This window comes from Micromonospora sp. Llam0, assembly GCF_003751085.1.
Taxonomy (GTDB): Bacteria; Actinomycetota; Actinomycetes; order Mycobacteriales; family Micromonosporaceae; genus Micromonospora_E.
In genome coordinates this window covers 5,289,001-5,311,772 of record NZ_RJJY01000001.1, presented here as the reverse complement: position 1 = coordinate 5,311,772, position 22,772 = coordinate 5,289,001, and the positions used below count along the sequence as shown (strand labels likewise).

The window sequence follows — 22,772 nt, the reverse complement described above, 5'->3', positions numbered from 1 at the left end:
TCACCGTGACCACCGCCGCGACCGAACCCGCACCGACGTCGACACCGGACCGGGAGCTGCCGGTGCCGGACCGGGAACGGTGGCAGCCGCTGCGGGCCGGGCTGGTGGACATCTTCTACTACGACCAGGAGGAGTTCCACTTCCACGGCGGCAGCCTGCTGCTGCGGGGCAACAACGGCACCGGCAAGTCGAAGGTCCTCGCGTTGACCGTACCGTTCCTGCTGGACGGTGAGCTTGCACCGTACCGAGTGGAGCCCGACGGGGATCCGCACAAGCGGATGGAGTGGAACCTGCTGCTCGGCGGCCGGCACCCGCACCCGGAGCGGACCGGCTACACCTGGCTGGAGTTCGGCCGCCGCGACGCCGACGGCACCGCCCGCTACCTGACCATCGGCTGCGGCCTGAAGGCGGTCGCCGGGCGCGGAATCGCCCGGCACTGGTACTTCGTCACCAGCCAACGGGTCGGCGCCGACCTGCAGCTGCTCACCCCCACCGGTACGGCGTCGACCCGGGACCGGCTGCGGGACGCGATCGGCACGGCGGGGATGCTCTACGACCGGGCCGTCGACTACCGGCGGGCGGTCGACGAGGCACTGTTCGGCCTGGGGGACCGGTACGACGCGCTGGTGTCCCTGCTGATCAAGCTGCGGCAGCCGCAGCTGTCGAAGCGCCCGGACGAGAAGACCCTGTCCCGGGCGCTCGGCGACGCCCTCCCGCCGCTGGACGAGAACCTGATCGCCCAGGTCGCCGAGGCGTTCCGGGGCCTCGACGACGAGCGGGAGACGCTGACCGAGCTGCGCGAGACGAAGAAGGCCGCCGACGACTTCCTCACCCGCTACCGGCAGTACGCGCGGATCGCGACGAAACGCAAGGCCGCGGTGCTGCGGCAGCAGCACAGCCGCTACGAGCACCTGGGCCGCGAGCTGGGCGAGGCGCAGCGGGCACACGAGCAGGCCGAGAAGGCGGTACGCCAGGCCGAGGTCAAACTGGCCGAGCTGGACGCGCGCGGCACCGAGCTGCAGGCGCGCCGACGGGCACTCGCGGAAAGCCCCGAGGCGCGTACCGCCGAGCATCTGACTCGGCTGCGGGAGTCTGCCGGTCAGCGGGCGACGTTCGCCGGCCAGCAGGCCAAACGCCTGCGTGACGTCGAGGCGGAGGCGGCGCAGGCCCGGCGTACCGCCGAGCAGACGGCGCAGGAGCTGCAGGCGGCGCAGGAGGACGAGGCGGCGGCGCGTACCCGGGTGGCGGACGGTGCGGCTGCGGCGCGGATCGCCGACCGGCACCGCGACCGGGTCCTCGCCGCCCTGCCGGACGACTTCACCCATGGGCTCGACGAGGCGCGCCGGGCCGCCGACCAGCTGGTCGCCGACCGGCGGGCCGCGCTGCGTACCCTCGATCGGCTCCGCGCGGCCGCCGAGTCGGCCCGGACCCGGGCCGACCGCGCCCGGGAGGAGGTCGACCGGCTGGACACCGAGGTGGCGGCGGCCGACGAAGCGGTCACCGACGCCGAGACCGCCGCCGCCGAACAGGGCGAAACCCTGGTACGGCGCACCGGCGAGTACCTGACCGGGCTGGTCGAGCTGTCGATCGCCGACCCGGAGACGGTGCTCGGCCGGCTCGACTCGTGGGTGAGCACCCTGGACGGGGACAACCCGGTCGCCCGGGAGGTGACCGCCGCCAGCCGGGCGGCCGCCGAGGCGATCGCCCGGGCCGACGCGGCGGTGGAGGCCGAGCAGCGGCGGGTCGCCGACCGGGTCGGGGAGATCGACGCCGAGTTGGGTCGGCTGACCGACGGGGCGCACCAGCCGCCGCCGGCACCGCACACCCGGTCCCCGCAGCTGCGCCACGACCGGCCCGGCGCACCACTGTGGCGGGTCGTCGACTTCGTCGCTGACGTGCCACCGCAGGTGCGCACCGGGATCGAGGCGGCGCTGGAGGCCGCCGGGGTGCTCGACGCGTGGATCGACCCGGACGGCACGGTCCGCAACCCGGACAGCGGCGACGCGCTGCTGCACCCCACCGCCGAGGTGGCGACGAACCTCGGGACGCTGCTGCGCCCGGCCATCGACGACGCCGACCCGCACGCCGCCGCGTTGACCGGGCCGACGGTCGCCGCCGTCCTCGCCGCGATCGGTCTCGGCGCGGACTCCGGCGCGCCGACCTGGGTCGGCACCGACGGTGGTTTCGGCATCGGCGTCGTCACCGGGCGGTGGACCAAACCGGACGCGGAACATATCGGCGACGGCGCCCGGGAAGCGGCCCGCCGGGCCCGGATCGCCGCGTTGCGCGCCGAGGCCGACGAACTCGCCGCCGTGTCGGCCGACCTCGCCGAGCAGCGCGCCACACTGGACGAACGGCGGCGGGCGGTCGGCCAGGAAACCGAGAGTCTCCCCTCCGACCAGCCATTACGCGAGGCGCACACCCTGGTCCGTGGCGCTCACCAGCTGCGCCGGGACACCGCCGGCCGGCGGGACGAGGCGGCGGCGCGACACCGTACGGCGGTCTCGGCGGCGCAGACGGCGCTGGCCGAGGCGACCGAGTTCGCCGACGACGTGGGTCTGCCCCACGACGCCGACGGGCTGGCCGAGGTCCGCGACGGGCTGCAGGACTACCAGGTGACGCTGGCCGCCTGGTGGCCCACCCTGACCGGGGTACGCGACGCGACGCGCCGCCGCGACGAGGCGTCCCGCACGTACGCGGAGAAGCAGGAGCAGCTCGAACCGGCCGCGATCGAGGCGGCCGAGACGGCCGAGGCGGCCCGGTTGGCCCGGGTGGAGTTCGAGACGCTGGACGCGACCGCCGGCGCGACCGTCGCCGAGCTGGAACGCCAGCTCCGCGAGGTGGCCGACGCCGAGCAGGAGTGCCAGCGGGAAAGCCGGGAGACCCGGCAGCGCGAACGCGACGCCTGGGGTGCCCGGGGCGACGCCGACGGGCGACGTGACCGGCTGACCGGGGACCTGGCGGAGGCCACTGCCACCCGGGACGCCGCCGTCGAGGTGCTGCGGGCCTTCGCCGACACCGGCCTGATCGCCCTGGCCTGCCCCGAGCAGGAGCTCCCGGACACCCGACAGCCGTGGGCGACGACCCCGGCGGTGGCCGTGGCGCGCGGCGTCGACCGGCTGCTCGTCGACGTCGACGACGGCGACCGCCCCTGGGAACGCATCCAGCACCAGGTCAGCCTGGACATGAAGGTGCTCACCGACAGCCTGTCCCGGCACGGACATCAGGTGCTGCCCGCCGTCCGTGAGGACACCATGATCGTGGAGGTGGTGTTCCAGGGGCACAGCCGGTCCGTCGCGGACCTGTCCGCCGCCCTGGTCACCGAGATCGACGAACGGCAGCGGGTGCTCTCCGCCCACGAGCGGGAGGTGTTGGAGACCCACCTGGTCAACGAGGTCGCCGGGGCGTTGCAGGAGCTGGTCGCCGGCGCCGAGCAGCAGGTGGCGACGATGAACGGCGAGTTGGAGGAGCGGCCCACCTCCACCGGCATGCGGCTGCGGCTGCTGTGGCGGCCCACCCGGGACGCGCCGCCCGGCCTGGCCGAGCTGCGCGCCCGGCAGCTGCGGCAGAGCACCGACGTGTGGAACGACGCCGACCGTCGGGCGATCGGCGCGTTCCTGCAGGAGCAGATCGGTCGGGAACGGCTGCGCGACGAGGCAGCCACCTGGCATGAGCAGCTCACCCGGGCGCTGGACTACCGGGCCTGGCACGAGTTCGCGATCCAGCGCCATCAGGACGGGCAGTGGCGGCCGGCCACCGGTCCGGCCTCCGGTGGTGAGCGGGTGCTGGCGGCCAGCATCCCGCTGTTCGCCGCCGCCTCCTCGTACTACGGTTCGGCGGGCAACCAGCACGCGCCGCGGCTGATCGCCCTCGACGAGGCGTTCGCCGGGGTCGACGACGACTCCCGGGCCAAGTGCCTCGGGCTGCTCGCCACCTTCGACCTGGACGTGGTGATGACCAGCGAACGCGAGTGGGGCTGCTATCCGCAGGTGCCCGGACTGGGCATCGCGCAGCTGGCCCGGCACGACGGCATCGACGCCGTACTGGTCACCCCGTGGCGGTGGGACGGGCGGGAACGGCACCGGATGCGTCGGGTCGAGCTGGCGGTGCCGCAGCAGCGACCGACCCGCCCGGACGGCGAACCGGACCCGGCCGGATCTGACGGCTCGGAGCAGCCCGCGCTGTGGTCCGCCGAGTGACCGAACCGGACGGCGAGATGGCCGGGCCGGACGCCGAGGTGGCCGGACCGGATCTCGATGTGGTTGGGCCGGATCTTGATCGGCTGCGCCGGCAGCTCGGCGGGGCCGACACCGAACGGGTCGTGCAGCGGGTGCGCCAGCGGATGGCCCAGGGCCGGCCGCTGACCGGCCCCATCTCGCTGAGCCGACCGACCCCGGCCGAGCGACAGGCGGTGCAACGACTGCTGGGGCGGCCACCCGGCCGGGGCACATCGCTGACGGTCAACCTCGACGACCTCGACCGGGTGGTGCGCCGCAGCGGCCTGCACCCGGACGGGCTGGCCGCCGCTGTCGAGACGATCCTCGGGCCGGTGCCGGTGACCGCCGAGGTCCGCGCCGCCGCCGATGCCGCCTGGCGTACCGTGCTGGCGCCGTTGGACCGGCTCGGCCGCCGCGCGCCCGACCTGGCCGACTGGTGCGGCGATCGCGGTACGGTCGCGCTGGTGCGCCGACTGTCCGGTACGCCGGACGCGGCGGCCCGGCTCGTCGAGCACCTGGTGGCGGTGCTGGCGGCGTTGCCTGCCGACGGGACCCCGCTGGCCCGGCTCGCCGCGCACACCACCGGCGACGCGCACGCCCTTGACGCCGACCGTCCGCTGGCGACCCTCGTGTTGTCGGCGGTGCGGGCCGTCTGGTGGCCCGGCGACGACGAACCGACGTCCCCGGCGCAGCGGCGGCGGGCGCTGTGGGACAGCGCCGGCGTCCTCGTCGACGAACTGTCGTCGACCGTGCTGACGCTCAACGTGGCGGCGCGTCCGGGCAGCCGCCTGTACGCCCTGACCGCACCCGCCGCGACGACTGGTGAGCCGCTCGTGCTGACCCTGCGCCAACTCGGCCGGGAACGGCCGACTTTCCCGACCGGCACCGTCCACGTCTGCGAGAACCCGACGGTGCTGGCTGCGGCGGCCGACCTGCTCGGTCCGGCGTGTCCGCCGCTGGTCTGCGTCAACGGTCAGCCGAGCACGGCGGCGCTGCGGCTGCTGACCGGCCTCACGGCCAGTGGGGCACGGTTGCGCTACCACGGCGACTTCGACTGGGGCGGCGTACGGATCGCCAACCTGTTGCGCTCCCGGGTGCCGTGGCAGCCGTGGCGCTACGACGCCGCCGCGTACCGCGCGGCGGTGGTGGGCGTCGCCGCTGGTGCAGCGTCGGGAGCGGTGCGCCCCACGCCGGGAACGTTGACCGGCCAGCCGGTCGACGCCAGCTGGGACGCCGAGCTGACCGCTGCGATGAGCCGGCACGGTACGCGGGTCGAGGAGGAACTGGTCCTCGACACCCTCCTCGCCGATCTGTCCGGTCAGCGGTGACGACCACCGGCAGCCGTCACCGGGGCGCTGCCGCCCCGAGGTCGGCGGGGCGCGGGCAGACCCGATAGGCAGGCAGTGGCTCGCGTCTTGAACCGGTTGCCCGGCTGGCTCGTTCTCATCGCGACAACACGCCACAACAGAGGGAGTTCGACAGAGCATGAAACTCAACCTCAGGAAGGTCGCGCTGGGGGCGTTGGCCGTCCTGGCGCTGACCTTCGTCACGCCGGCCAACCCTGCTTACGCGATCAACTCGGTCACCTGTGGAAACCGCACGGACTTCCTCAAAGTCCACTTTATGGTGAGCAGCAACGTCGGTAGCGCGCGGTGCTACGCCAACTCGGGCTCGGTCGCGGTGAACATCTCCGGCGTCTACCGGGTATCTGCAGGCGCCAACAAGGTAACCGTGAGTTACGACTACAACCGGCGATTCTATTCCACCACCATCGACAAGGGAGGTTCGGCCGGGTTCAAGAACGTTCGGGTGTACGGGTTGCGCATCTGGTGACGCGTCGGCGCGGCTCGACCGGCGTCAGTCGGTCGAGCCACGCCGGGGCCACCGGCGGAGCGGACCGTCGCTCACATTGTTCACCTGTTCTGGGCCTGATCCGTGACCTGCGGTCCCCTCCGCTGGGCGTGATCGACACAGCAGACATCGGACTGGTTGTCCGTCGGACCGGTACTGCCATGGCGCCAGCGGACGGACTGTCCTAGAGTCTGCGCGTGCCTGCGCCGATTGTCGCCCCAACTGTCCGATTCGAAGCGCTACTGGGTGTCGCGGTGCCCCCGGGGCCGTTCACCGCACGTCGTACCGCGTCGCCCGATGGTCTGAGGCTTGCGGTGCGCGGTGTCGGGCCGATCGTCTTGCCGGCGACCGCCGAGCAGGCGAAGCAGTTGTCCTCTGTTGGCCGGCCGGCCAGGTTCGGCAAGGGTGAGCAGACGCTGACGGACGCCGGGGTCCGCGACACGTGGGAGATCCCGACGAGCCTCGTCGACATAGACGAACAGCGGTGGCGCGAAACGCTCCACCCGATGCTGGACCATCTCCGGGCCGACCTCGGCCTGCCGCAGGGGTGCGAGCTGGTAGCCGAGCCGCACTCGATGCTGGTGTACGCGCCCGGCCAGTTCTTCGCGCCACATCAGGATTCGGAGAAGGCCGACGCCATGATCGGCACCCTGGTGGTGACGCTGCCGTCGAAGTCGGCCGGCGGCGTGCTGTCGATCGAGCACGCCGGCCGGACCGAGAGCTACGAATCGTCACCGGACGAGCTGACCTTCGTCGCGTTCTACGCCGACTGTCGGCACCAGGTGTCGCCGGTGACGTCGGGTCACCGGATCGTGTTGACCTACAACCTGTTGCTCGCCGGTGATCCGGTCGCTTCGGCTGCTGGCTCGCTGGGTCAGGACCTGGTCACCGAGTTGGCCGGCTGCCTGGACGATCACTTCGCGGGACCGGCCGACGAGCCCGCCCGGCTGGTCTACCTGCTGGATCACGAGTACACCCAGCGGGCGTTGGGCTGGGACCGGCTCAAGGGCGACGACGTCGGACGCGCCGCAGCGGTACGGGCGGCCGCGCAGGCTGCCGGTTGTGAGGTCACCCTGGCGTTGGTGGAGCTGCAGGAGACCTGGAGCGCCGTCGATCCCGAGGAGTCATGGGGCCGCCGGGGCCGGGGCCGGGGTCGATACGGTCGGTATCGATACGACGAAGAGGAGCCCACCGGCGGGAGCGGGTCGGGCGAGTACGAGCTCGAAGAGTTGATCGACTCGTCGATGACCCTCGACTGCTGGCTGGACGAGTCCGGCGAGGTGGTGCCCACATCGCTGCGGATTTCCGACGACGAGGTGTGTGCCACGACGCCCACCGCGAACCTGTCGCCCCAGTCGTCGGAGTACGAGGGGTACATGGGCAACTACGGCAATACGTTGGACCGGTGGTACCGCCGGGCGGCGATCGTCGTGTGGCCGCGTCGGTGGACCTTCGCGATCCGTGCGCAGGCGTCGCCAGGCTGGGCCCTCGACCGGCTCGCCGATCTGCTGCGAGCCGGGGACGTCGCCGGTGCGCGGAGCAGCGCTGCCACGCTCGCCTCGTTCTGGCGGGTCGCCCCGGCGGCCGGTGAGCTTGTCGTCGGGCGGGCACTGGCGGTCGCCTGGGAGCTCGACGAGCCGGACCTGGCCGCCATGCTGCTGGCGCCGCTGCGGGTGGAGACGCTGACAACTGCCGACGCCCCGGCGCTCGCCCGCCTCGCCACCCGCTACGGCGAGTCCTGGACCCGGGAGCGGGTCAACGGCTGGTTCGGCCGAAACTGGCTGACCCGTGCGCCGCTGTTCGACAAGCAGACCCCGGACTGGCTGGCATCACTGCCCGCGATGTGCGCGGCGCTGCGCGCCGCCCCCGACGCCGGGGGTGTGCTGGTCGGCCGGCTGCTGGTGGCCGGCGTCTGGTCCGAACTGCACGGCCGGGCCCGAGGAATGCTTACCTACCCGGCGGCCCGCGACCGGCGAAAGTATCTCGCGGACCTGGGGCCGCAGATCGCCGTCGTCCTGGCCGGTGCCGCCAGCCTCGGTACGGCGGACCTGGCTGACCCGGCGGTCGAGTTCCTCTGCCGGGACGAGGACGACGTGCTTGGCTGCGCGATGTCGACACTGCGGGCCACCCGCGCGACCGCAGCGGACCGGCAGGCCACCCACGCGACCGCAGCGGACCAGGCCGGGCAGCAGGTGACCGGCCTCGACACCCTCACCGCGCACGTCGCCCGGCGACTGGAGCAGCAGCTCGCCCGGCCAGTTCGGGCCGCCGACGACTGGTCGGTGGAACTGCCCAAGGGATGCGACTGCGAGCTGTGCACCACCTTGGTGGCGTTCCTCGGCGATCCGGCGCGCCGCACCTTCGAGTGGCCGTTGGCCGAGCAGCGCCGCCGCCATGTCCACTCCCGCATCGACCAGGCCGACCTGCCCGTCGACCATCAGACCCGGCGCAGCGGGCGACCGTACACTCTGGTGCTGCGCAAGACCGACGCGCTCTTCGACCGCGAACGCGAGGCCCGCCGCCGCGCCCAGGAAGACCTGGCCTGGCTCACCCACTGACCGAGCCGGCCGGCCGCTCAGCCGGCCGGCCAGCCCGAGCCGGTTCGACCCCGACCACTCCGAACAGCTACGAGGACCCGAGCATGCCGATCACGGCCGTCCGACAGATGGCGTACTTTCCACCCTCGGCCTACGAGCAGGCGTGGGAGCGCGGCCTGCTGGACGCCACCAACTACCGGGACCACGCGGACTACCGCCGCGAGATCCAACAGCAGCTGCAGGCCCTGTCTACCGACGGCCGAGGCCCGATCCGGATCGTCGCGCTGGACGTGCCCGGCCTGCTGGCGTACGCGGAACAGACCGGCCAGGATCCGACCAGCCGGCAGACCCGGCTGGGTTTCGTGGGCTGGCTCGGTGAGCAGGGCGCCGACACCGTCGCCTGGCCGCCGGAGCGCAACGCCGGGTGCTGGTGCGGCTCCGGCCGCAAGTACAAGAGGTGCTGCGCGGCACCGTCGTTCCTGGCGGTCGAACCGGCCGACCCGGCGTCGCTGGTGCTCACCGTCGAGCTCGACGGGGTGGCGCAGCGGGTGTGGAGGCGGGTCGCCATCCCGTCGAACACCCCGCTGGACCGGGCCCACCGGATGCTTCAGGAGGCCTTCGAGCTGCCCGGTGAGGGGTCGTACGCCTTCCGCACCGACGAGTACACGATCGTCGCGCCCGGGTCGGGCCAGCGTGGTGTCCCGGCGGACGGGGAACGGTTGGTGTCGATCGCCACCGAACTCGGCGACCAGTTCGACTACTACCACGGCCACGGCCGGAGGTGGCGCCACACGGCCACCCTCGACGAGATCCGGCCCGGCGGACCCGGCAACACGTTCACCGTCCTGGCGGGTGACGGCAGCTGGCCGGCCGAGCCGGTCGCCGACCAGGTCAAGCAGGCGATGGACGGACTGATGGAACTTGCCGAGGCCAGCGCCGACGTGGTCGAGGCCGAGGCTGAGGGGTTCCGTGAGTTCGGCGACCGGGCCGACCCCTTCGACGTGGAGATCCACACCTCGCAGCTGCTGACCAGGTTCGACCAGACCCAACCGTCGGGGTCGTTCGGGCTGGCGATGGGGGCGCTCTCCATCGCGAACCGGCGGCCGAAACCGCACGTCGCGGCGTTCGTCGCCGCCGTGAACCACCTGATGCCCGGCCTGGCGACCGGGAAGGCGCTGACCGACCTGGCCCGGCATGGAGTGCCGCTTCCGGCGTGGGCCGAGCGGCTCGGCAAAGTGGACCCACGACGGGCGTGGCGCTACCGGGACGCCTTTGGTGATCAGGAGGCCGTGCTGGTGACCTTCGGCTACGTCGGCGACGCCGCCGAACACGGCATCCTCGTCGAGGTCGCCACCTGCCCCACCCCCGCGGTCAGCATGGTCCACCTGTCTCGAAGCGTCGACGCGCTGCGGGAGGTCCTGGAAAAATCCGCCGCCACCGCCGCCGGCCGGGTGATCCTGGAAGAGACCACCCTGGCGTGGGCGTCCGGGGCGTTGGCCGGCGTGCTCCGGCGAGTCAATCCTGACCTGCCGGCCGAGAGCCGGGCCTGGCTGCCGATCGTGGCGCAGCGGGTCGACCTGCTCCCACAGCCCGAACCGGTCGAGCCGGCCCGCCACACCCGGGCGGACCGGGCCGCGGCGGTCGACGGGTTCCTGGCCGCCACCGCACCCTTGCCGGGCGTCGACGGCGACGTCCTGCGGTTCTGGGCGCAGGTCCTGGCCGGTTCCACCGGGACTGACGGTTCGGCGCCGACCCGGATCGGGCCGGTCTGGCTCGGACACGTCCTCGGCGAACACGTCCCACGTACCTTCGAACTGACCCCTGCCCAGCGGGCCGGGCTCGGTGCCGCCGTCACCGCCTGGGCCGGGTGGGCGGCCGAGCAGCAGGGCCTACCCGCCGCCGCTGTCGAGGTGCTGACGGCCCGGATCGCCGAGATCGACGAGGCGTTCGACCGCGCCTACGCCGACCCCGAGCGGGCGGCCGCCCGCGGCTACCTCAGCGACATCACGCCGACCACCACCGACGGGGAAGACCTGCGGCGGGCGTTCGCGCTGCGTACCACCGCCGTCCCGGTGGCGCGACCCGGGCAACTGACCGAGCAGCCGCTGCGGGTGTCCGATCCGGCCGACCGGCACCGGATTCTCGCCGCCGAGCTCGAGGCGTGGGAACTGGCGCCGAGTCAGTCCGTTGCGGCCTGGTCCGCCGCGCTCACCGCGATCAGCGACCAGCTCTGGCACCTGGAGTCCGACCTGGCCCGCGAAACCATGGACTACCTGGACCGGGCCGCCCCGGATGACGATCTGCTCGGCGACCTCACCGAACTCGCCGTCGAGCACGGCCTCGGTACGACCAGGTTCCACGCGGCCGCCCGCGACCGGCTCACCGTGGATCCCGAGGACGAATACTGAGACACCCGTGTCGGGCCGAAACAATGACTGTGACATGGTTAAAATGATCAATATTGGGGCATTGCCGGTCGAAGCCTCCCGTTGCTACCTTGGCTTAGATGGCAGTCGATTAGTTGGCCCCGGCTACTCCTCAGCTCGGGCCTGACCTGTCGGCGCATCCAGCCAGGGAGGTCAGGCATGGGCCGAGATCTGTTGCATCGCCGTGGTGTGGTTGCCGCCGCAGTGCTCGCGTTGGTGGCACCAGCGGCGGTCGGCTCGCCAGCGGCAGCGGTATCCACTCCGGGCGCCCCGCTCAACGCGGTGGTGGTGTGGGACGCGAACGCACAGACGGCGATCTGGGACGTCGCCGGTCAGCAGCCGGCACAGGTGTCGGGGCGAAGCTTCGCGATGGTCAGTGGCGCGGTCTACGACGCGGTGAACGCGATCGCCGGGACGCCGTACCAGCCGTACCTGGTCGCGCCGCGATCCCGCGGATTCGAGTCCACGGACGCCGCCGTCGGTGCCGCCGCGCACCGGGTGCTGCAGGCCCTGTTTCCGGCGCAGCAGCAGCGGCTACAGGCACAGTACGAGCAGTGGCTCGCCGGGATTCCCGACGGCCGGGCCAAGCGGGGCGGGATGGCGATCGGCGAGCAGACCGCCGCCGCGATGATCGTCGCCCGGCACGACGACGGGGCGTTCGGGGACCAGCTGTGGACGGTCGGCACCGGGCCCGGCCAGTGGCGGCCCACACCCCCGGGCTTCGGCAACGCCGGGGCCTGGTTCGCCGACCTGAAACCCTTCCTGATCCCCGACCCGGCGGCGTTCCGGACCGCCGGGCCGCCCGCGTTGACCAGTCGCGCCTACGCCCGTGACGTCAACGAGATCCAGCGGATCGGCTCGGCGACCAGCACGGTCCGTACCGCCGATCAGACCGAGGCCGCGCGGTGGTGGCACGACCGGCGGTCCCCCAGCTGGGAGATCAAACGGCAGCTCGCCACCAGCCAGCGGTTGGACGTGCTGCAGACAGCGCGGCTGTTCGCCATGGTCGACATCACCGGTACGGACGCTGCGGTCGCCTGCAACGACGACCGGGACAACTGGAGCTTCTGGCGGCCGATCACCGCCATCCAGTTGGCCGACACCGACGGCAACCCACACACCACGGCGGACCCGGACTGGACGCCGCTGCTGATCACCCCGCCCCAGCCAGACCACCCGTCCGGCAATACCTGCGGCACTGGTGCCCGGATGGCGGCCAACCGGCTGTTCTTCGGTACCGACCGCATCCCGTTCAGCGCCTACAGCGTCGACACCGGCACCAGAAGACACTTTCACAGCTTCTCGCAGGCCACTGCCGAGGTCGTCGAGGCGCGCATCTGGGGCGGCATCCACTTCCGTAGTGCCGACGTCAACGGTGCCCGACTCGGCGAGGCCGTCGCCGAATACATCGCCCGACACCATTTCCAGCCGCTCAGGCAGGGGGAGGACGGCGGGTGACGTGACCAACGGTGGCGGGCCGTTCCTACCGTGGAGCCATGTACGGCTGGTGGAGTCGTTGGCTTGCTCAGTCGGTCTTCGGCGCCGACCGGTGGAGGGATCGCCGGGAGCGGCGAGCGTGGATGCGCGAAACCAGACGAGGGCTTCGCGAGCTGCGGCACGAGGACGATAGACGCCGGACCGTGATGGCTTGGTCGGCGTGGGCCGCGCTGGCCGTCTGGTTGCTGATCACGGTGGTGGCCGCACTCTTCACCTCGTCGGCCAGTGCCGCGCCGATGACCTCCGCCCTCGTGGCGGCCACCCTGCTACTACCCACGATCTTTGCCGTTGGGCTGCTCAAAGAGAACTTCCCCATGGCGGCGGTGGTGTGCGCCTGCGGACTGGTCACGGCGGCGGCCCTGTGCTCATCATCAGCGATGCTGATGCACCTGATGTTCGGGCGGCCGGCCGAAGCCACGGTCGTCGAGGTGCAGTGTCCGCCCGAGCCCGGGTCATGCGTGTACCGGGTGGCGGTCGCAGGAGCTGACGAGCAGGAGCCGGGATGGCTGTACCGCTGGCCGCATGGCCAGCTGGAACAGGGCCAGCGAATCGAGGTCTCCGCGGTGCCCGGCCAGTGGGTCCAGCCGGTGGAACGCGATCGGACGCTGTCGGGCATCGAACAGGTCTCCGTCGCAGTGGCCGCCCTGGCGCAGCTGGCGGCGTTGCTGGCGGCGGTGGGTGCCGTGGTGGGACGCCGCAGCTGGCTCGTGGACGAGATCGAGCAGCGGGTCGGGCGTTGACATCTCGAGGCGGCCCTCACCTCGGCTTGGTTGCGGGTCTGGTCGACAGGCGACGCAGTCGATAGGCGATTACTCGGCGGAGCTTGGCGACCTTGCCTTTGTCGAAGGGTAGTTCGGGCAGATTGCCTATCCAGGAGCCGGCACGCTCGGTGAGGTCGGCGAGGATGCGGTGGACGGCTCGCGGCGGTACGCCGAGCCGGTCGCCGAGAGCGACGAAGTCTGCGGCACCGAAGTCGCCGCCGCTGCGACCACCAATGGACAGGGCCATCGTCGTGTCGCCGTACGGGTAGGAACTGGGTGTGTCGTAGGCGGGCGACACCCGCCACTCGCCGTCTCGCCCTTGCAGCACCGAGAAGTTCTTGGCGTGCGCGTCGCCGTTGCCGGTGAGGTAGGCGAAGGCGAGCTGACGGATCAGGTCGCGGCTGGCGACCGCCGACGCCTGGCAGACGGAGGCCAGCGCGCCGAACGTCGCGTCCGCTCCCAGCCGGTACTTGTCGGCCGGTGGCCGATCCTGCACCTGACAGCCGTCCTCGACCGCCAGCAGGGTGAGCGCGCCATCCACAGTGATCCGGTCGAACCGCTGGATCAGCAGTCCGGCGCTGCCGTTCGCGTCGGTGACCAACTCGTTCGGCGGTACGGTCAGCCCGCTGGTGCGGGCGGCGTCGAGGAAGAACTTCTCGTTCTCCACCAGCCGGGGAAACTCTGCCGGGTTGAGCTTGAGGATGTAGCGTTCACCGGCGCGGGCGACAGGCAGGTTGATCATCGCTGCGCTGGTCTTCTCCTGGATGCCGGGCAGCGCGGTGCGTTGCGCGTGGATGCCCAACTCGGCGAGCAGGTCGGCGAAGCTGACAGCGCCGATCTCCTCGATCGCCACCTGCGCCGGTACCTCGGCCGGTGTGGTCCCGGACGGCACGACCTGCACGTCACCGACCGCGTCGGCACCGACCGCGAGTAGCAGGGACAACTCGTCGTCGGCGGACGTCTTCACCGCGCGTCGCAGGGCGCCGAGGCGTCTGCCTTCCGGTAGCTGCCCGGCGAAGTAGGCGGGTAGCGCGCCACCCGGCCGCAGGACCGGTTCGGCGGTCACCGGCAGGGTGGTGGCGACTGGCGGTCCGTCAGCCGCGATCCAGTCGTCGAGGTAGCGGAATTCGACGCCGTCCGGAGTGCGGGTGAGTGTCGCGGCGTACCGGCCGGCTTTGAAGACGTCAGCCTGGTCGACGGTACGCAGGTGTTCGAGCTCGGCGTCCTGTCCTGGTCGGGTCATCGAAGCGTCACCGTTCTTCCCCTGTGGTGATCTCGCGGCCCGCGCCACGGCGCAGCTCCAGATGCAGGCCGAGAGTCGAGACCACGGCAAGCACCTTGTCGAGCTGTACGGTCCGTTTGCCGTTCTCCAGGGCGTAGACGAACCGTTCGGAGACTCCGGCGAGATCGGCCAGCTCGTCCTGACGCAACCCGAGTGCGCGCCGACGCTGGCGGATGGCGTCGGCGAATTCGTCGCGCTCCCGGCTGCTCTCTACAGGTTCGGCCTGTCGCATCTTTCACCTCAGCAAAACCGCACGATCGTGCGGACTGGGGTCAGTTTAAGGCTCTCCGGAGCGGCAGCAAAGCCTATTCCGCACGTACGTGCGGATCAGCTGCCTTGTGGGATGATGTGGGCCGAGCAGATGGCGTCCGCCGCACGTACGTGCGGTTCGACGGCGGTGCGGCCGGGCTCCGGCGCGGACGCCGGTGGCCGCGGCGGTAGCGTCATCCGGGTGAACCTGGACGAGACCGCCGCCCGGCTCGGGGTGCCCGTCGCGGACGTCGAACGGGTGCACCGGCTCGCCGGTGACCGGCCGTCGGCTCCGCTGCCGGCCAGGGCCGACGCGCCCGCGATCCTGGACCGGCTCGCGGTGCGGCCGGACGACGCCGCCGAGATCATGGCCGGCTGGCCGGATCCCGACTCACCGCTGTGGACCCCGGAGCTGCGCTGGCTGCTCGACCGGACGATCGCCCTGGTCCGGGCCGACCTCGGCGGCTACGGCTGGCTGGCACCCGGCCCGGAGCTGCCCCGCGACCGGGGACCCGCCTGGCGGCACCTCTACGCCTACGCGTACCTGGCCCTGGTCGACGTCGTCCGGGCGTACCACCGCGCCCACGGCATCGCCGACGCCGTGTCCTGGGTGACCCTCGCGGACCTGGGCCGTAACCTCGCCATCGATCGGCGGATGCGTGGCGAGGGCTGGCCGGTCATGCAGGCCTGGCTGACCCTGCACGTGCGCGGCAGCCTCTACGAGCTGGGCCGACTGCAGCACCACCGCAGCGACGGCGCCATCGAACTGCACATCCCCGACGCGGGGCCGCTGACCCCGGAAGCCGTCAGCGCGTCACTCGACGCGGCACGCGCGTTCTTCCCCCGACACTTCCCCGACGAGCGGTACGCGGCGTTCGCCTGCGGGTCGTGGCTGCTCGACCCGCAACTGCGGGAGTATCTGCCGGAGGACTCGAACATCGTCCGGTTCCAGCGCCGGTTCGAGCTGGAGCCGTACCAGGAGCAGGGCGGGCCGGACGCCGACGTCGAGGTGCTGCGGTTCGTGTTCCGCACCCTGAGCACGCCGCTCGACGCGCTACCGCGCCGTACCGTGCTGCAACGCGCCGTCATCGACCACCTGAGGGCCGGCCGCCACTGGCAGTGGCGCCGCGGCCGCTTCCCGATCTGACCACTGCTCTTCTCCGCCCGGCTCGGTAACCCCGACGGCCGAGGCGGAAACAGACCGGGTATGGAAGACGACCGGACAAGATTCGCGGAACTGTTCCGGCGACATTACGGCGCGGTGATGCGGTACGCGGCCCGCCGGGTCGGCCGGGAACGTGCCCCGGACCTCGTCAGCGAGGCGTTTCTCGTCGCCTGGCGACGCCTGCCGGACGTGCCGGTCACCGACCCGCTGCCGTGGCTGTACGCGACGACCCGGCACCTGATCGGCAACGAGATCCGGGGCCGGGACCGGCAGGCGAGGCTGACGACCAGGCTGGGCGCGGTCGTCGAGACGGTCACGGCCGACCACGCCGATGTCGTGGTCGACCAGGTACAGGTACGCCACGCGCTGGCGCAACTGTCCGAAGCCGACCAGGAGGCGCTTCGGCTGGCTGCCTGGGATGGGCTCGACGCCACCGCCGCCGCCACCGTCATGGGGTGCAGTCGTACCGCGTACAAGGTGCGGTTGTTCCGGGCGCGGCGGCGGCTGGCGGCCGCGTTGGAGCCGGCACCGACCCGGAGGCCGGCGGACGCCGAGCTCTCCCCGCTGGCAAACGAAGGAGGACGATGATGGAGACCGACCGACTGATGCGCGACGCGGACCCGGTCGCCGACTGGCGAGTGGACGCGGAGTCGCCGCAGGCTGCGGCGATGCTGGCCGGCATCCTCGCTCAGCCCCGGTCCGACGCCGCGCAACCGTCCGGCGTGACAGCGGTACGGCGGCAGCCCACCGCCGCTGTTCGTCGGGTGCGGCACCGGCGGCTCGTGCTCGGCGGGGTTGCCGCCGCAGCCGTGGCGGTGGCCCTCGCGGCGTCGACGATCTGGCTCGACGGCCCCGGCGGCGCCACCCCCGCGTACGCGGTCACCACGAATTCCGACGGCTCGGTGGAGTTGATCGTGGAGTGGGACCGGCTCAATGATCCAGCTGGTCTTGCCGCCGACCTGCGCCGGGCCGGCGTACCAACCGAGCTGCGAACCCGGAGGCCTGGTCGTCCCGTACCCTTTTGCGATCCAGCGGGAACGGAGCGGACAGGCGAAGGTTTGAACAACATGAGTCCCAGCGGGGAGCCGATCTCCACCGACGGGTACGTCATGCGGCCGGCGCTGTTTCCCGACAACAGCGTTTTGGTCATCTCGCACTACTTCGACCCGGCGACCCATACGACGTATACGGTGTTTTATCTCGCGCCGACCGACGGTAGGTCCTGTGCCCTGTCCGGACTGCTCGGTTCAGCCCGCTACACCGGCCCCAGCCCGCACCCGACAAAGGTCCTGTGGCCACAACCAGGCGAGTGAGTATGTGGCTGTGCGCCGAGGTGATGCTGACGCACGTAATTCTCGCGTTTTGAGGTGCGTCAGCGTCACCTCGGTGGCCAGTTTCGGGCGTGCGGGCGTGCGGGCATCGCCCGTCACGGGCCGAGTAGAGCCAGCGGCACGACCGCGATGTCGTCGCGGCGCCGGTAGGCGTGTTCGCCCGCGTACACGACGACTCCATCGATCACTTCCTTGCCGATGCGGTCGCGGAGCCAGTGCAGATGCTTGGTGTCGGCGTCCTCGACGCGATCGGCCAGCTTGACTTCGACACCCAGCACTCGGCCGTCCGCGTGTTGGACGATCAGGTCCACCTCGTGATCGCCGTTGCGGGTGCGCAGATGACCAACTCGGGCCTCCGCAGCCTCTGCGTAGGTGTGAATGCTCAGCGCGGCGAGGTGCTCGAAGAGCGCGCCGAGGATCGTGCCTCCGGACAGGTCCGTGCTGCCCTGCTCGGCGCGCAACAGCGCGGCGCCGTCGAGCCCGAGCAGCCGGGCGGCCAGCGCTGGGTCGGCGAGGTGGTGTTTGGCCGCTTGGCCGAGCCGGTCCAGGTGGTTGTGGCTGGGAATCCACGGCGGTATCGCATCGAGTAGCCACAGTGATGTCAGGGCGTCTCGGTAGGCGAGGGTGGTCTCCTTCGCCGGTTTGTTCGCCAGCCTGGCGGATGCCGCGTCGAGGATCTTCGAGTACGCCGTCGTGGTTGATGTCGCGGCCGCGTACGCGGCCAGCCATGCACGCAGCACGGCCGGCCGGCGAACCGGGTAGCCCTGCTCGGGGAACTCCCGCTGCACGACGTTGTCCAGGTACGCATCCAGCTCCGCTCGACGCACCCGAGGCGGCAATGCGCGGATGGCAGGAAAGCCCGACGCCACGATCTCTTCGACGTAGTCCGTCAACCGGAGCTTGGTGGTACCGCCGACGACGCGGTCGCCCGCCAGCAGCGCCGCCAGGCTCACGGTCGGCGTTTCTATGGCCCGCTCGGCCAGGCTCAGCGGCCGCATCCGCATTGGCACGATCCGCCCGGCACCGGAGTGGACCACTGCGCCTCGTGGTGCCGAGCTTCCAGCGATGATGAAGTGACCGGGCGGGGAGCCGGCATCGACGGCGCGTCGCACGTGGTCCCATACCTCGGGTAGGCGCTGCCACTCGTCCACCAGGACCGGCCCCGGGAGGCGGGTCAGGATCGACGGGTCGGCCGTGACGATCTCGCGCTGGGCGGCCAGACTGAGATCGATGACCGATGCGGTTCGTCGCATCGCCGTCGCGGTCTTCCCGACGCCCTTCGGCCCGTGGATCGACATGGCACGAAGATGCGGCTGGAGCTCGTCCAGCGTGCCGTCCAGGACGCGGCGTCGATACTCAACCACTCCGTCACTCTACCAAGTGCAGGGTAGTTACTCTGCCAAACGCAGGCGATCTAGTCTGCCAATCGCGGGCTTCGCAGCCGATACTTTGTCGGCCGGTGGCCCGGCCCTGCACCTGGTGGCCGCCCTCGACTGCCACCAGGGCGAGTGCGCCATCCAGTGACTCGGTAGATACGCTGCACCAGCAGTCCGGCGCTGCCGTTGCTGTCTGTGACCAGTTCGTCCGGCGGTAAGGCCGGTCCGCTGGTGCGGGCGGCGTTGAGGAAGAGCTTCTCGTTCTCCATCAACTGGCGAGCAGGTCGGCGAAGCTGACGGCGCCGATCTTCTCAATCCAGGTCATCCGGCTTCCTGCTGTCGCCAGGCCCTGCCAGAAGCTGGAGTCGTAGAACATTTAGTTCTACACTCGTACCCATGGAGCGCATCGGTGTCCGGGAGCTGAACCAGAACACGAGCCAGGTGTTGGCTCGGGTGAGTGGTGGCGAGACTGTCGAGATCACCGACCGCGGACACCCGATCGCCCGACTCGTCCCGGTAGGCGACGACCGGTCGGTGTTGGCGAAGCTGGTAGCGGCAGGGCGGGCTGTCGCCCCCACCGGCGGCGGCTCTGTGCCGCTTCCGCCGAAGCTCGGTGACGAGAACATGGACGTGGCCGCCTCGCTCGCCGCGATGCGCGACGAGGAGCGCTGGTGATCTATCTCGATTCAGCTGCCGTCGTCAAGCTGGTTCGGCAGGAGGTGTGCAGCGCCGACCTTGTTGCCTGGCTCAACAAGCACGACGACGTACCGCTGGTCTCCTCCGCTCTCGTCGAGGTGGAAGTACCCAGAGCGCTGCGCCGATCAGCTCCGCAAGCGTTGATCGGAGTGCCGGCTGCCGTCGGACGGCTGTTCCGACTGGAGATCGACAGCACGATCCGTGCGACCGCAGCCGCGTTCGCCGAGCCGACGCTTCGCAGCCTCGACGCCATCCACCTGGCCACCGCCCAGGTGCTGACCAACGAGTCCGGCGCGGCACTCACTGCCTTCGTCACCTACGACCGGCGGCTGCTCGATCATGCCAAGGAAGCGGGACTACCCGTAGCAAGCCCCGGCCAGAACTGACCCACGAAGACGAGGTACCGCCACCACCGTTACCGGGGTGTCCAGACCGGCGCCGCGGTCGAGGCGCCAGCGTAGCCCGGTAGGGCTTCCATGATCAGTACGGCGGCAACGAGCGACCTGTGCCTGCCCATGACGTCTCCCGTCGCTCCATCAGCGTCGCCAGGCAGCGGTACGGTGACGCAATGCGGGCTGTCCGGATTGGGCTACCCATCGCCGTGCTGTTCGTGGTCGCCAGCGCGGCTGCGGTCGCCGTACCGCTGGTGCGGGCCAGCATGTCGGCCAGCGAGCCGGATGAGCGGCCTGCTGCGGCTGTCGAGCAGTTCGTTTGTGCCCAGGTGGCGTCGAGCATTGACGACTACTGCGATCGCATCGCCGAGGATCTCGGCCGGCGTACGCCGGTGACCGATGACGAGCGGGTAGCGGCGCTGCCACGCCGGCAGGCGCTGCTGGACGGTTTCGTCCGCGAGCTTGGCGCGGATTGTCCCAGGCCGTTGGAGCACTGCCGGCTCCCGGCCACCACACCGGAGGCGGTCCGGCAGGCGCTGGTCGCTTCCGGCTTCAACGACCCGGCGGTACGGCCAGCCAGGTACACCGACCCGGCCCCAGCGGGGGCGATCCTGTACGCCGTCCGGGCCGGGCCCGTCTGCCTGCTCGGCCACGTCCGGTCGGAAACCGCCGCCCCGCCCCTCATCGTGGGCCGCCTGCCCGACGAATCCTGCCTGTGGTCCTGAGTGATCCCTACAGCTGAAGCGATCCAGGAAGCGGTACCGCCACCACCGTCACCAGGGTGTCCAGACCGGCGAAGTCGTCAGGGTTCGTGGTGTAGAGCGGTAGGCGGTTTCCGATGGCGACACTTGCGATCATGAGGTCAGCCGTCCGTGCTCTCGGCTTGCGACCTGCCGCCAGCACGGCTGCGACTACTCTGCCGAACGCCCGTGCCGCCTCCGCGTCGAACGGCAGCGGATCGAACTCGGACTCGGCCCGTTGGAGCACGTCCAACCGGCGGGCACGCTCGGCTGGATCATCGGTGTGATGCGGACCAGCCGACAGCTCGGCGAGGGTAACTGTGCTGATCGACATGGTGTCCGGCAGCCGGGCATGGTCGATCTGCCGGCGCAGGATAAGGATGTTGGTGTCGAGCAGGCCGTGCGCCTCAGCCTTCATAAGGGTCCCGGAGGCCACCGTCCATGGCGCTGTCCGCGTCGGCACGGAACCGCGCCGCATCTATGACCGGTGCGTTCGCCGACACGTCTGCGAACTGCTCACGGGTCACCACCCGGTGCCGACGTAGCGGGATCAACTCACCGATGGGGGTGCCGTTACGGGTGACGATGAACGACTCACCATGCTCAACCGCATCCATGATCTGTCCGGATTTCGCCCGAAGATCTCGTTGGGTGAGTTCCGCTGCCATACAGGAAGCCTAGCATGGGGTGGCACCGGGTGCTACGCGGTAGCACCTCATACTTTCGATGCTGGACCGACTCAACGTGGGCTGATCGGCGCTGGTCGGCGGATCAGTCGGTGTCGCTCGCAGCCAGTACCGCCAGTCGCCGCCGGTCCGGTGAGACCACCGCCAGACCGATATCCCAGGCGATGCGGTCAAACCACGCGGTGGAGCCGGCGAACGAATACCACGAGCAGCGATGCGCCAGTGCCTCGACGTCACCGACCGGTGCGTCGTGCGCAGCGCCGACCAGCGCCGCAACTGACCGCCACGCCTGCGGCGGCGAGCATGCGCCGAGCCCGGTTGTCACGCCCTGGGCGCTCTCCAGGCCGACGCTCACCAGTGCATCGCCGACCGCGTCGGGCGGGAGGTCGTCGTCGAACGCGAATGTCCGTGCCTCGATGCGGCCGTTGGATTCTTCGGCCCAGTTGTCGACCGCTGCGCTGAGCGGGACCGCCTCGTCGGATGTGGTCGTCTCCTGCCAACGAGGAACAAGGCCGTGCCCGTGAACGGGCTCCGCTGCCATGGCTGGTAGGTCCTGGCTTTCCCCTCCGATGTGATACCGGGGAAGGCTGGGACGTCCTTCGATCGAGGTCAACGACGACGGTAGCCAGCCGAGCGGATGATGGCGCCAATGCGGCGAGATGGCCCATCGGCTGCCCGAACGTGGGGTCGGTGGCACGGTCAGGCCGGCCCAGGTGTTTCCAAGCCACGGTCGAGTGCCGCCAGATCAGCTTGAACGGCGACGCCGCGCCCCAGCCGCCTCGGGTGCAGTCGTGCAGCGCGTCGGGGTTCGCGCCGAAGTAGCCGCCCGGCCCGTTGACCGCTTCACCGATGGCGCAGTAGAAGCCTTCGATGTCGGTGATGTTCCGTCCGTCGACCTCGTAGGTGGTGCTGGCTGGCTTGTCCGGGGCGTCGTGCCGGTGGTACGCCAGCGCTGTCATCGTCCACTGGTGTCGGAGATCGCGGGGGTAGCCCGCCCATCGGCCGGGTTCGGTCGGTCGGCCGGATCGCCAGAGATCCCAGATGTGGCGTGCCCCGTACGGCATGGGGTTGGTGACGGGGGTGTCGAGGGTGACATCGAGCGATCCGTTCCCGAGGGCCGACGGGCGGACCGCCGTCACCGCCCCTTCGACATGGACGCCGACCACCGGGGTTGCGCTGCCGTCGTCTGCCACGCTGGCGATGGAAGCGCGAATCCGGCGGCGCCAGGCCGCACCACCAGGGTTGCCGGCCCCGCGATCCAGCGCGTCGAGTGCACGTCGCAGTGCTGGCCTGGGCTGGCATCCGACCAGCACCGTCGGCCGAACCGCCGCCAGCGAAGGAGACTGGCTGTCGACGAACAGCCCTTCGACGTCGACGCACGCGGCGATCGCCCGGCCCGGCCCGTCCGCGTCTTCGTCGACCAGTAGCCACCGAAGCGGCTCCGCGCCCGCCGAGAGTCGTAGCGGCTCCTCCAAATTTCCTCCGGCCGGAGACATCCCACGACCGTACCCGTCAGATGACCTGGGATTCATCTGTCGATGCAGTGCCACAAGCCGGCTGGGCCGT

The 22,772-nt window shown here is 71.0% G+C and carries 19 protein-coding genes and 1 pseudogene; 13 read left to right on the top strand and 7 right to left on the bottom strand.

Annotated features, from left to right (window positions below; translation table 11 throughout):
• Nucleotides 1-5 precede the first annotated feature (5 nt).
• From EDC02_RS23105 to EDC02_RS23075, 7 genes are all read left to right on the top strand, one after another.
• On the top strand, nucleotides 6-4,199 hold the full coding sequence (locus EDC02_RS23105) for a TIGR02680 family protein (RefSeq protein ID WP_199757742.1): 4,194 nt from the start codon (nucleotides 6-8) through the stop codon (nucleotides 4,197-4,199).
• Nucleotides 4,196-5,545: a TIGR02679 family protein gene (locus EDC02_RS23100; protein WP_199757741.1), complete on the top strand. Its 1,350-nt coding sequence runs from the start codon at nucleotides 4,196-4,198 to the stop codon at nucleotides 5,543-5,545. The genes EDC02_RS23105 and EDC02_RS23100 overlap by 4 nt, the downstream gene beginning before the upstream one ends.
• 157 nt (nucleotides 5,546-5,702) lie before the next feature.
• Nucleotides 5,703-6,050, top strand: a complete 348-nt coding sequence (locus tag EDC02_RS23095) for a beta/gamma crystallin domain-containing protein (protein WP_123603758.1) — start codon at nucleotides 5,703-5,705, stop codon at nucleotides 6,048-6,050.
• A gap of 215 nt (nucleotides 6,051-6,265) precedes the next feature.
• Nucleotides 6,266-8,626, top strand: a complete 2,361-nt coding sequence (locus EDC02_RS41815) for a 2OG-Fe(II) oxygenase (protein ID WP_233606243.1) — start codon at nucleotides 6,266-6,268, stop codon at nucleotides 8,624-8,626.
• Nucleotides 8,627-8,709: 83 nt separating this feature from the next.
• Nucleotides 8,710-11,013, top strand: coding sequence for an SEC-C metal-binding domain-containing protein (locus EDC02_RS23085; protein ID WP_123603757.1), 2,304 nt, complete (start codon nucleotides 8,710-8,712; stop codon nucleotides 11,011-11,013).
• Between the two features lie 177 nt (nucleotides 11,014-11,190).
• Nucleotides 11,191-12,489 (top strand): vanadium-dependent haloperoxidase, encoded by a 1,299-nt coding sequence (locus EDC02_RS23080; RefSeq protein WP_123603756.1) that lies wholly within the window; start codon nucleotides 11,191-11,193, stop codon nucleotides 12,487-12,489.
• 122 nt (nucleotides 12,490-12,611) lie between these two features.
• A complete protein-coding gene (locus tag EDC02_RS23075; protein WP_148083570.1) occupies nucleotides 12,612-13,268 on the top strand; it encodes a hypothetical protein in 657 nt (218 codons plus the stop codon).
• A gap of 16 nt (nucleotides 13,269-13,284) precedes the next feature.
• Here EDC02_RS23075 and EDC02_RS23070 read toward each other — a convergent pair whose 3' ends face one another.
• Together EDC02_RS23070 and EDC02_RS23065 are read right to left on the bottom strand one after the other, a co-directional pair.
• Nucleotides 13,285-14,532, bottom strand: coding sequence for a type II toxin-antitoxin system HipA family toxin (locus EDC02_RS23070; RefSeq protein ID WP_123603754.1), 1,248 nt, complete (start codon nucleotides 14,530-14,532; stop codon nucleotides 13,285-13,287).
• Nucleotides 14,533-14,539: 7 nt separating this feature from the next.
• Entirely contained in the window at nucleotides 14,540-14,803 is a 264-nt protein-coding gene (locus tag EDC02_RS23065) for a helix-turn-helix transcriptional regulator (protein ID WP_123603753.1), read from the bottom strand.
• 219 nt (nucleotides 14,804-15,022) lie between these two features.
• Here EDC02_RS23065 and EDC02_RS23060 point away from each other — a divergent pair, with 219 nt between their 5' ends.
• Genes EDC02_RS23060 through EDC02_RS23050 form a run of 3 tightly spaced genes read left to right on the top strand, consistent with a single transcriptional unit; the run spans nucleotide 15,023 to nucleotide 17,298 of the window.
• Complete coding sequence (locus EDC02_RS23060; protein ID WP_123605070.1) at nucleotides 15,023-15,967, top strand: acyltransferase domain-containing protein; 945 nt, start codon at nucleotides 15,023-15,025, stop codon at nucleotides 15,965-15,967.
• 60 nt (nucleotides 15,968-16,027) lie between these two features.
• Nucleotides 16,028-16,573, top strand: coding sequence for an RNA polymerase sigma factor (locus EDC02_RS23055; RefSeq protein WP_123603752.1), 546 nt, complete (start codon nucleotides 16,028-16,030; stop codon nucleotides 16,571-16,573).
• Nucleotides 16,570-17,298, top strand: a complete 729-nt coding sequence (locus EDC02_RS23050) for a hypothetical protein (RefSeq protein WP_233606242.1) — start codon at nucleotides 16,570-16,572, stop codon at nucleotides 17,296-17,298. Before EDC02_RS23055 ends, EDC02_RS23050 begins: the two co-directional genes overlap by 4 nt.
• A gap of 113 nt (nucleotides 17,299-17,411) precedes the next feature.
• Here the strand turns inward: EDC02_RS23050 and EDC02_RS23045 are convergent, their stop codons facing one another.
• Nucleotides 17,412-18,680, bottom strand: coding sequence for an ATP-binding protein (locus EDC02_RS23045; RefSeq protein ID WP_123603751.1), 1,269 nt, complete (start codon nucleotides 18,678-18,680; stop codon nucleotides 17,412-17,414).
• 408 nt (nucleotides 18,681-19,088) lie between these two features.
• On the opposite strand from EDC02_RS23045, the gene EDC02_RS23040 reads away from it, so the two are divergent.
• The 3 genes from EDC02_RS23040 to EDC02_RS23030 all read left to right on the top strand — a co-directional run bounded on the left by EDC02_RS23040 (nucleotide 19,089) and on the right by EDC02_RS23030 (nucleotide 20,505).
• Nucleotides 19,089-19,367, top strand: coding sequence for a type II toxin-antitoxin system Phd/YefM family antitoxin (locus tag EDC02_RS23040; RefSeq protein ID WP_123603750.1), 279 nt, complete (start codon nucleotides 19,089-19,091; stop codon nucleotides 19,365-19,367).
• Nucleotides 19,364-19,774, top strand: a complete 411-nt coding sequence (locus tag EDC02_RS23035) for a type II toxin-antitoxin system VapC family toxin (RefSeq protein ID WP_123603749.1) — start codon at nucleotides 19,364-19,366, stop codon at nucleotides 19,772-19,774. Before EDC02_RS23040 ends, EDC02_RS23035 begins: the two co-directional genes overlap by 4 nt.
• 182 nt (nucleotides 19,775-19,956) lie before the next feature.
• Nucleotides 19,957-20,505 carry a hypothetical protein gene (locus EDC02_RS23030; RefSeq protein WP_123603748.1) on the top strand — a complete coding sequence of 183 codons (549 nt, stop codon included), beginning with the start codon at nucleotides 19,957-19,959 and terminating at the stop codon, nucleotides 20,503-20,505.
• Between the two features lie 7 nt (nucleotides 20,506-20,512).
• Here EDC02_RS23030 and EDC02_RS23025 read toward each other — a convergent pair whose 3' ends face one another.
• The 4 genes and pseudogenes from EDC02_RS23025 to EDC02_RS42850 form a co-directional block, all read right to left on the bottom strand.
• A complete protein-coding gene (locus tag EDC02_RS23025; protein ID WP_123603747.1) occupies nucleotides 20,513-20,938 on the bottom strand; it encodes a type II toxin-antitoxin system VapC family toxin in 426 nt (141 codons plus the stop codon).
• A complete protein-coding gene (locus EDC02_RS23020; protein WP_123603746.1) occupies nucleotides 20,928-21,188 on the bottom strand; it encodes a type II toxin-antitoxin system Phd/YefM family antitoxin in 261 nt (86 codons plus the stop codon). Before EDC02_RS23020 ends, EDC02_RS23025 begins: the two co-directional genes overlap by 11 nt.
• Before the next feature lie 103 nt (nucleotides 21,189-21,291).
• On the bottom strand, nucleotides 21,292-21,903 hold the full coding sequence (locus EDC02_RS41810) for a DUF6183 family protein (protein ID WP_233606241.1): 612 nt from the start codon (nucleotides 21,901-21,903) through the stop codon (nucleotides 21,292-21,294).
• Nucleotides 21,904-21,931: 28 nt separating this feature from the next.
• Nucleotides 21,932-22,165 (bottom strand): annotated as a pseudogene (locus EDC02_RS42850) (barstar family protein); the annotation flags it as partial.
• Between the last annotated feature and the right edge of the window lie 607 nt (nucleotides 22,166-22,772).